The sequence below is a fragment of the Streptomyces sp. NPDC060209 genome (assembly GCF_042728155.1).
GTDB lineage: Bacteria > Actinomycetota > Actinomycetes > Streptomycetales > Streptomycetaceae > Streptomyces.
In genome coordinates, this window is sequence record NZ_JBHWZS010000083.1 from 21,418 (window position 1) to 30,490 (window position 9,073).

The 9,073-nt window shown below is 73.8% G+C and carries 7 protein-coding genes; 6 read left to right on the forward strand and 1 reads right to left on the reverse strand.

Annotation, left to right across the window (positions count from 1 at the left end):
• The first annotated feature begins 87 nt into the window (after positions 1-87).
• The 5 genes from ACFWFI_RS18070 to ACFWFI_RS18090 are packed head-to-tail and all read left to right on the forward strand — an operon-like array spanning position 88 to position 6,626.
• Entirely contained in the window at positions 88-1,032 is a 945-nt protein-coding gene (locus ACFWFI_RS18070; protein ID WP_387390882.1) for a cobalamin biosynthesis protein, read from the forward strand.
• Complete coding sequence (locus tag ACFWFI_RS18075) at positions 1,029-2,660, forward strand: cobyric acid synthase (protein ID WP_387390883.1); 1,632 nt, start codon at positions 1,029-1,031, stop codon at positions 2,658-2,660. The genes ACFWFI_RS18070 and ACFWFI_RS18075 overlap by 4 nt, the downstream gene beginning before the upstream one ends.
• The gene (locus ACFWFI_RS18080) at positions 2,657-4,687 is read left to right on the forward strand and encodes a putative cobaltochelatase (RefSeq protein ID WP_387390886.1); all 2,031 of its coding nucleotides are present in this window, start codon (positions 2,657-2,659) and stop codon (positions 4,685-4,687) included. The genes ACFWFI_RS18075 and ACFWFI_RS18080 overlap by 4 nt, the downstream gene beginning before the upstream one ends.
• Positions 4,687-5,286 carry a cob(I)yrinic acid a,c-diamide adenosyltransferase gene (gene cobO, locus ACFWFI_RS18085; RefSeq protein WP_147962028.1) on the forward strand — a complete coding sequence of 200 codons (600 nt, stop codon included), beginning with the start codon at positions 4,687-4,689 and terminating at the stop codon, positions 5,284-5,286. The genes ACFWFI_RS18080 and cobO overlap by 1 nt, the downstream gene beginning before the upstream one ends.
• Positions 5,280-6,626, forward strand: a complete 1,347-nt coding sequence (locus tag ACFWFI_RS18090) for a cobyrinate a,c-diamide synthase (protein ID WP_387390890.1) — start codon at positions 5,280-5,282, stop codon at positions 6,624-6,626. Before cobO ends, ACFWFI_RS18090 begins: the two co-directional genes overlap by 7 nt.
• Positions 6,627-6,664: 38 nt before the next feature.
• Here ACFWFI_RS18090 and ACFWFI_RS18095 read toward each other — a convergent pair whose 3' ends face one another.
• A complete protein-coding gene (locus ACFWFI_RS18095; protein WP_147964332.1) occupies positions 6,665-7,387 on the reverse strand; it encodes a ZIP family metal transporter in 723 nt (240 codons plus the stop codon).
• A gap of 91 nt (positions 7,388-7,478) precedes the next feature.
• On the opposite strand from ACFWFI_RS18095, the gene cobC reads away from it, so the two are divergent.
• Entirely contained in the window at positions 7,479-8,990 is a 1,512-nt protein-coding gene (cobC, locus tag ACFWFI_RS18100; protein WP_387390892.1) for an Rv2231c family pyridoxal phosphate-dependent protein CobC, read from the forward strand.
• Positions 8,991-9,073 lie beyond the last annotated feature (83 nt).

The window sequence follows — 9,073 nt, forward strand, 5'->3', positions numbered from 1 at the left end:
AGGACATACGCCATGTCTGGCTGCCCTGCGTCGGTCGCTGCACCACCTGTCGACAAGGTCCTTCGAGGCGCGACGGCCGGCTGAGCGGTGCGAGCGGACCGCATCTTCGCGTACGGCGCCGCCGCCGGTCTGATCGGCGACCTGCTGCTCGGTGATCCCCGGCGGGGTCACCCCGTCGCCGTCTTCGGGCGCGCCGCGGCGGGCGCCGAGAGCCGGCTGTGGCGTGATCACCGCGGCTGGGGCGCCCTGCACACGCTCGTCTGCGCCGGGGGTGCCACGGGCGCCGCCGCACTGGCCGCCCGTGCCGTACGGAACCGTCCCGCCGCGGCCGTGGCACTGACCGCCGCCGCCACCTGGTCCGTCGTCGGGGGCACGTCGCTGGGCCGTGAGGCCCGCGCCATCGGCGGGGCCCTGGCCGCGGGGGACATCGAGCTGGCCCGGGAGCGGCTGCCACATCTGTGCGGCCGCGACCCACAGGCCCTGGACGCGCCCGGGATCGCCCGCGCGGTGGTGGAGTCCGTCGCCGAGAACACCTCCGACGCCGTCGTGGGGGCCCTGGTGTGGGGCGCGCTCGGCGGAGTGCCCGGGCTGATCGGCTTCCGGGCCGTCAACACGCTCGACGCCATGGTCGGGCACAAGTCGCCCCGCCACCGGCGCTACGGCTGGGCGTCGGCCCGGCTCGACGACGTCGCCGGCTGGCCCGGGGCACGGCTCACCGCTGTGCTCGCCGTCGCGGCCGGGGGACGCCCACGCGCGGCCGTCCGGGCCTGGCGGGCCGACGCCGGGCGGCATCCCAGCCCCAACGCGGGCCCGGTGGAGGCCTCGTTCGCGGGAGCGCTCGGCGTGCGGCTCGGCGGCACCCTCGCGTACGGCGGGCGGGTCGAGCACCGGCCGGTGCTCAACGGCGGGGCCGGCCGGGACGTGCGGGTCACGGACATCGAACGCGCGGTGCGGCTGTCGCGCCGGGTGAGTGTGCTGGCCCTCGCCGTGTGTGCGGCGGGGCGGCTGGCCATGGGACGGAGAGCCACATGAGCGGCGGACTGCTGGTCGCTGGAACCACTTCGGACGCGGGCAAGAGCGTCGTCACGGCCGGGATCTGCCGGTGGCTGGTGCGCCGGGGGGTGAAGGTCGCTCCGTTCAAGGCGCAGAACATGTCGCTGAACTCGTTCGTCACCCGGGAGGGCGCGGAGATCGGCCGGGCCCAGGCGATGCAGGCGCAGGCCGCCCGGGTGGAGCCGTCGGCGCTGATGAACCCGGTGCTGCTCAAGCCCGGCGGCGACCGCTCCAGCCAGGTCGTCCTGATGGGGAAGCCGGTCGGCGAGATGAGTGCGCGCGGCTACCACGGGGGGCGGCAGGAGGCGCTGCTGGGGACGGTCGTGGACTGTCTGGAGCAGTTGCGGGGCACCTATGACGCAGTGATCTGCGAGGGGGCGGGCAGCCCGGCCGAGATCAATCTGCGGCGCACGGACATCGTGAACATGGGCATCGCGCGGGCCGCGCGCTTTCCCGTGCTGGTGGTCGGCGACATCGACCGGGGCGGCGTGTTCGCCTCGTTCTTCGGCACGACGGCGCTGCTGAGCCCCGAGGACCAGTCGCTGATCGCCGGATACCTCGTGAACAAGTTCCGTGGTGACGTGTCGCTGCTGGAGCCCGGTCTCGACATGCTGCTCGGGCTCACTGGGCGGCGGACGTACGGGGTGCTGCCGTACGCCCATGGGCTGGGCATCGACGAGGAGGACGGGCTGCGGGTCTCGATGCGCGGCACCGTACGGGAGTCGGTCGTGGCGCCGCCGCACGGCGAGGACGTGCTGCGGGTCGCGGTGTGCGCCGTACCGCTGATGTCGAACTTCACCGATGTGGACGCTCTGGCGGCCGAGCCGGGTGTCGTGGTGCGGTTCGTGGACCGGGCGGAGGAGCTCGCCGACGCGGATCTGGTGATCGTGCCGGGGACGCGTGGCACCGTGAAGGCCCTGGCCTGGCTGCGCGAGCGGGGGCTGGCCGACGCTCTGCTGCGGCGGGCCGCCGAGGGGCGGCCGGTGCTGGGGATCTGCGGCGGGTTCCAGGTGCTCGGTGAGCGCATCGAGGACGACGTGGAGTCGCGGGCCGGCCTGGTCGAGGGGCTCGGACTGCTGCCGGTGCGGGTCCGCTTCGGCCGGGAGAAGGTCCTGGGCCGGCCCGCCGGGGCGGCGCTCGGGGAGCCGGTGGAGGGGTACGAGATCCACCACGGGGTCGCCGAGGTGAGCGGGGGCGAACCGTTCCTGGACGGGTGCCGGGTGGGCTCGGTCTGGGGGACGCACTGGCACGGCTCGCTGGAGAGCGACGCCTTCCGGCGGGCGTTCCTGGGTGAGGTCGCGCGGGCCGCGGGGCGGCGGTTCACGGTGGCGCCGGACACGAGCTTCGGGGCGTTGCGGGAGGAACAGCTGGACCGGCTGGGGGACCTGATCGAGGAACACGCGGATACGGACGCCCTGTGGCGGCTCATCGAGACCGGCGCGCCGGAGGGGCTGCCGTTCCTCGCGCCGGGAGCGCCGCCCGCTCCTGTGCCGGGCTCCGCTGCCCGTACGCCCGAGGGGCGCGAGGAAGGTCCTCGACCGCCGGACGGGCCGGCTGCGGCCGGACTTGATCGTGCAGATGTCATCGCTACAGAGGAGGCTTCGTGAGTACGCCGTATCCCTTCACCGCCATCGTCGGGCAGGACGATCTGCGGCTCGGGCTCCTGCTCAACGCCGTCAGTCCCGCCGTCGGCGGCGTTCTTGTCCGGGGCGAGAAGGGCACCGCCAAGTCCACCGCCGTACGGGCGCTCGCCGCGCTCATGCCTGAGGTCGCGGTCGTGGCGGGGTGCCGCTTCTCGTGCGACCCGGGAGCGCCCGATCCGGCGTGTCCCGACGGGCCCCACGAGGCGGGGACGGGCGTGTCGCGTCCGGCGCGGACCGTGGAGCTTCCGGTCGGCGCGTCGGAGGACCGGCTGGTCGGGGCGCTCGACATCGAACGGGCCCTCTCCGAAGGCGTGAAGGCCTTCGAGCCGGGGCTCCTCGCCGACGCCCATCGCGGGATCCTGTACGTCGACGAGGTCAATCTGCTCCATGACCACCTGGTGGACCTGCTGCTCGACGCGGCGGCCATGGGCGCCTCGTACGTCGAGCGCGAAGGTGTCTCGGTCCGTCACGCGGCACGTTTCCTGCTGGTCGGGACGATGAACCCGGAGGAGGGCGAGCTCCGGCCGCAGCTGCTGGACCGCTTCGGGCTGACCGTCGAGGTGGCCGCCTCGCGTGAGACGGACCTGCGCGTCGAGGTCGTGCGGCGGAGGCTCGCCTACGACGACGATCCGGCTATGTTCGCCGCGCGGTGGGCCGGCGAGGAGGCCGCGTTGCGTGAGCGCATCGTCGCCGCGCGCGCCCTGCTCCCCCGTGTGGTGCTCGGCGACGGCGTGTTGCGGCAGATCGCGGCGACATGCGCGGCGTTCGAGGTCGACGGGATGCGTGCCGACATCGTCATGGCCCGTACCGCGACGGCGCTGGCCGCGTGGGCGGGACGCGAGGAGGTCGTCGCGGACGACGTGCGGCAGGCCGCGCTCCTGGCACTCCCCCACCGGCGCCGGCGCAATCCGTTCGACGCGCCGGGACTGGACGAGGACAAGCTGGACGAGGCCCTCGACGAGGCGGCTGACGAGCAGGGCGGGGGCGACGACGATCCTGACCCCGACGGGCCCGGCGGCGGGGTGCCTCCGCAGGGCGGCGGCCCCGACGACGGCGGTACGGACGCTGGTGGTCACGACGACGCCGGTGACGACGCGCCGGGCCGGGAGGAGACCGGGAGCGGCGGCGCCCCCACCCCGGGCGGCGGCGCCGGAGAGCAGCAGCCCGTACGGGCCGGCGAACCGTTCCGTACGAAGATGCTCAGCGTGCCCGGTCTGGGCGAGGGCGCGGCCGGGCGTCGGTCCCGGGCGCGTACCGAACACGGCCGGACCACCGGATCGCGGCGGCCCGAGGGGGCGCTGACGAAGCTGCACCTGGCGGCGACCGTGCAGGCGGCGGCGCCGCACCAGCGTGCGCGCGGGCGGTCGGGGCGGGGTCTCGTCGTACGGCGTGACGATCTGCGGCAGGCGACGCGGGAGGGGCGCGAGGGCAATCTCGTGCTGTTCGTCGTCGACGCCTCCGGGTCCATGGCGGCCCGGCAGCGGATGAGCGCCGTGAAGGGGGCGGTGATGTCACTGCTGCTGGACGCGTACCAGCGCAGGGACAAGGTCGGTCTGGTCACCTTCCGGGGCAAGGACGCCGAGGTGGCGCTGCCGCCGACCTCGTCGGTCGACGCGGCGGCCGCACGGCTTGAGTCGCTGCCGACGGGCGGGCGCACCCCGCTGGCCGCCGGACTGCTCAAGGCGCACGACGTGCTGCGGGTGGAGCGGCTGCGTGATCCGTCGCGGCGGCCGCTGCTCGTCGTGGTGACGGACGGCCGGGCGACCGGCGGCGTCGATCCGCTGGCGCTGGCGGCGCGGGCCGGGCGGCTGCACGCCTCCGAGGGCACCGCGTCGGTCGTCGTGGACTGCGAGTCGGGGTTCGTACGCCTCGGTCTCGCCGCACAGCTCGCCCGGGATCTGGGAGGCAGCGCGGTCTCGCTCGACGAGCTGCGCGCCGACTCGATCGCCGGGCTGGTCAAGGACATCACTGCTGCCGGGAGGGCCGCGTAATGCCACAGGGACAGCCTGTATCGGTACCGGACGACGGGCTGACGACACGTCAGCGACGTAACCGTCCACTGCTGTTCGTCCATACGGGCATCGGCAAGGGCAAGTCGACGGCGGCCTTCGGGCTCGCCCTGCGGGCCTGGAACCAGGGCTGGCCGATCGGAGTGTTCCAGTTCGTGAAGTCTGCGAAGTGGAAGGTCGGCGAGGAGAACGCGCTGAAGGTGCTCGGGGCGAGCGGCGAGGGCGGCAGTGTCGACTGGCACAAGATGGGCGAGGGCTGGTCGTGGGTCCAGAGGGACAATCAGCTGGACAACGAGGAGAAGGCCCGCGAGGGGTGGGAGCAGGTCAAGCGTGACCTGGCCGCGGAGACCTACAAGCTGTACGTGCTCGACGAGTTCGCCTATCCGATGCACTGGGGCTGGATCGACACCGACGAGGTCGTCGAGGTGATGCGTGACCGTCCGGGCACGCAGCACGTGGTGATCACGGGGCGGAACGCACCGCAGAAGCTGATCGAGGCCGCCGACCTGGTGACCGACATGTCGAAGGTCAAGCACCCGATGGACGCGGGCCAGAAGGGCCAGAGAGGCATCGAGTGGTGAGTGTTCCTCGTCTGGTCATCGCCGCACCCGCCTCGGGCAGCGGCAAGACCACGGTCGCCACGGGCCTGATGGCGGCATTCGCGGGGCGTGGCCTCGCGGTGTCCCCGCACAAGGTGGGGCCCGACTACATCGACCCGGGTTACCACGCGCTGGCCACCGGCCGCCCGGGGCGCAACCTCGACGCGTACATGTGCGGGCCCGATCTGATCGCCCCGCTGTTCACGCACGGTGCGAGCGGCTGCGACCTGGCTGTCGTCGAAGGCGTGATGGGGCTGTACGACGGGGCGTCGGGGCAGGGTGAACTCGCCTCGACCGCCCAGGTGTCCAAGCTGCTGCGTGCGCCCGTCGTGCTGGTCGTCGACGCGTCCTCGCAGTCGCGTTCGGTCGCGGCCCTCGTGCACGGCTTCGCCTCATGGGACCCGGAGGTGCGGATCGGCGGGGTCATCCTGAACAAGGTGGCCTCCGACCGCCATGAGGCGCTGCTCCGGGAAGCGCTCGACGAGTCCGGGCTGCCGGTGCTCGGGGTGCTGCGGCGGGCGCCGCAGGTGGCGACCCCTTCGCGTCATCTGGGCCTGGTGCCGGTTGCCGAGCGGCAGACCGACGCACTCGACGCCGTAGGGGCGATGGGTGACCGCGTCCGCGAGGGCTGCGATCTGGACGCCCTGATGGCGCTGGCCCGCTCGGCACCGGATCTGTCCGACGAGGCTTGGGAGCCGGAGCAGCACCCCCGGCCGGAGGCCCGGCCCGTGGTGGCCGTGGCGGGCGGTGCGGCGTTCACCTTCGCCTACGCGGAGCACGCCGAGCTTCTGACGGCGGCGGGCGCGGAGGTGGTCGTCTTTGATCCGCTGCACGACGAGAAGCTGCCCACGGGCACGGCGGGGCTGGTCATCGGCGGCGGCTTCCCCGAGGTGTACGCGCCGGAGCTGTCGGCGAACGAGCCGCTGCGCAGGGCGGTGACCGATCTGGCCCTGTCCGGCGCCCCGGTGGCGGCCGAGTGCGCGGGGCTGCTCTATCTGGCCCGTGAGCTGGACGGCCGGCCGATGTGCGGGGTGCTGGACGCCTCGGCCCGGATGTCCGAGCGGCTGACGCTCGGCTACCGGCAGGCGGTGGCGGTGTCCGACAGCGTGCTGGCCGTTGCGGGGACCCGGTTGCGCGGGCACGAGTTCCACCGGACGGTGCTGGAGCCCGGCGCCGGCGAGACGCCGGCCTGGGGTCTGCACCAGCCGGAACGGCGTGTGGAGGGCTTCGTGCAGCGGGGCGTGCACGCGAGCTATCTGCACACGCACTGGGCGGCGGCGCCCGGGGTTGCCCGGCGTTTCGTGGAGCAGTGCCGGGGGTGACGTCACTCCGCTTCCGTGGAGCGGCGCCGGGCGTGGGGTCACTCCGCGACGCCGACCACCAGCCAGATGAAGCCCACTCCCGCGACCGTGCACAGCAGCGTGGAGCGGGCCGGGTGGTCGTGGTGCGCCTCGGGGAGGATCTCGGCAGCGGCGAGGTAGAGGAGCGCTCCGCCGAAGAAGCCGAGATAGCAGCCGAGCAGTTCCTCCGGAAGGGTGAACAGCAGGGTGGTCGCGGCACCCACGATCGGGGCCAGGGCGTCCGCGTACAGCATCAGGAGTGCCTTTCGGCGGGCGTTTCCGTAGAGGCTGGTGATCGTGTACGTGTTGAACCCGTCGGCGAAGTCGTGGGTGATGACGGCGAGCGCGACGGCGGCTCCCATTCCGCCGCCGACCTGGAACGCGGCACCGAGGGCGACGCCGTCCATCAGGCTGTGGCCCACCATCGCGGCCGCCGCCGTCAGGCCTACCTGCGGCACGCGTTCCTCGCCCGCCCCGTGTGCCGCCTGGCGTACGGCCAGCGAACGCTCGACGAGATGGGCCGTCAGGAAGCCGCCCACGAACAGCAGCAGGGCGGCGGGTACGCCGAAGACCAGTCCGCCCGCGGCCTCCACCGCCTCGGGCAGCAGGTCGAGACCGACGACGCCCAGCATCAGCCCGCCGGCGAATCCGAGCACGAGGTGCCGGCGGTCGCTGACGCGCTGCGCGACCCAGCCGCCGGCCAGGGTCATCAGGAACGCGCCGAGCGCGACGAATACCGCCATGGGCCCTTGCTAGCGGATTGACCCCGCCCCCCGCACCTCAGGCCTCCCTTACCCGTGTCCCTCGTCCGCGTCCCCGAAAGGACTCCCTTCCATGACCCGAGCCTCGCTCGTCGTCGGTGTCGGTGCCCGCCACGGCGTCCTGGCCGAGGAGGTGCTGGAGCTGATCCGCAGGACGCTGGAGGAGGCCGGGCTGGCGGCCGGTGACGTCGTCGAGCTGGCGACGCTCGACACCCGGGCGGACGAGCCGGGGATCGCCGGGGCCGCGGCGCGCCTCGGGGTGCCCGTCCGGTCGTACACGGCCGGGGCGCTGGCGGAGGTCCCTGTGCCCAATCCCTCGGCGGCACCCCGTACGGCTGTCGCCACCGGGTCGGTCGCGGAGGCGGCGGCGCTGGTGGACGCCGGTGAACTGCTGGTTCCCAAGCGGAAGTCGGCGTCGGCGACCTGTGCGGTGGCGCGCCGGACGTCGCCGCCCGGCACCCGGGCATCGACGAATGGCTCCGAGCCGTTCACCATGGCTGCCATGCTGCCCCCCACGAAGCACATCGAGAGCGCCGAGCCCGATCTTCGGCACCACGGCGACGCGGAAGTACGCGGCCTGGATCTGACCGACCTCGCCGTCAACGTACGGACGAACACACCCCCGGAGTGGCTGCGTCAGCGGATAGCCGCGTCACTCGGATCGCTGGCCGCCTATCCGGACGGGCGGCCGGCGCGGACGGCGGTAGCCGGACGGCACGGGCTGCCCGAGGAGAGAGTGCTGCTCACCGCGGGTGCGGCCGAGGCGTTCGTGCTGATCGCGCGGGCGCTGCCCGCCCGGCGGCCGGTCGTCGTACACCCTCAGTTCACCGAGCCGGAGGCGGCCCTGCGCGCGGCGGGGCACGAGGTCGGGCGGGTGGTGCTGCGCCCGGAGGACGGCTTCCGGCTGGATCCGGCGGCGGTGCCGGAGGACGCGGATCTCGTGGTGGTCGGCAATCCGACCAACCCGACCTCCGTGCTCCATCCCGCGGACGTGCTGGAGCGACTGGCGCGGCCCGGGCGGACGCTGGTGGTCGACGAGGCGTTCATGGACGCCGTGCCGGGCGAACGCGAGGCGCTGTGCGCACGCCAGGACGTTCCGGGGCTCGTCGTGCTGCGCAGCCTGACCAAGACCTGGGGCCTCGCGGGCCTGCGGATCGGCTACGTACTCGCCGACCCGGCGACCGTCGGCCTGCTCCAGGAGGCGCAGCCGCTGTGGCCGGTGTCCTCCCCCGCGCTGGCGGCGGCGGAGGCGTGCATGGAGCCGCGCGCGCTGGTCGAGGCCGCGGACGCGGCGGACCGGATCGCCGTGGACCGGGCGCATCTGCTGGCCGGGCTCGCGGAGTTCAGCGAGGTGGAGGTGGTGGAGCCGGCTGCCGCGCCGTTCGTGCTGCTGCGGCTGGAGCGGGCGGACGAGGTACGGGATCTGCTGCGCTCGCGCGGCTTCGCGGCGCGCCGCGGGGACACATTCCCCGGGCTGGGCAGCGAGTGGCTGCGGCTCGCCGTACGCGACCGTGTGACGACCAACCGATTCCTTCAGGCGCTCGACCTGGCTCTGCAGGGGCTGCCCCGGAGAGCCGTCGGCTGACGGCGCTCCGGGTGCGGAGAGCGGTGGTGCGCCGCGCGGTCACCGCGCTCCTCTGGGGCCGCCCACCAGGAAGGATAAGCCCC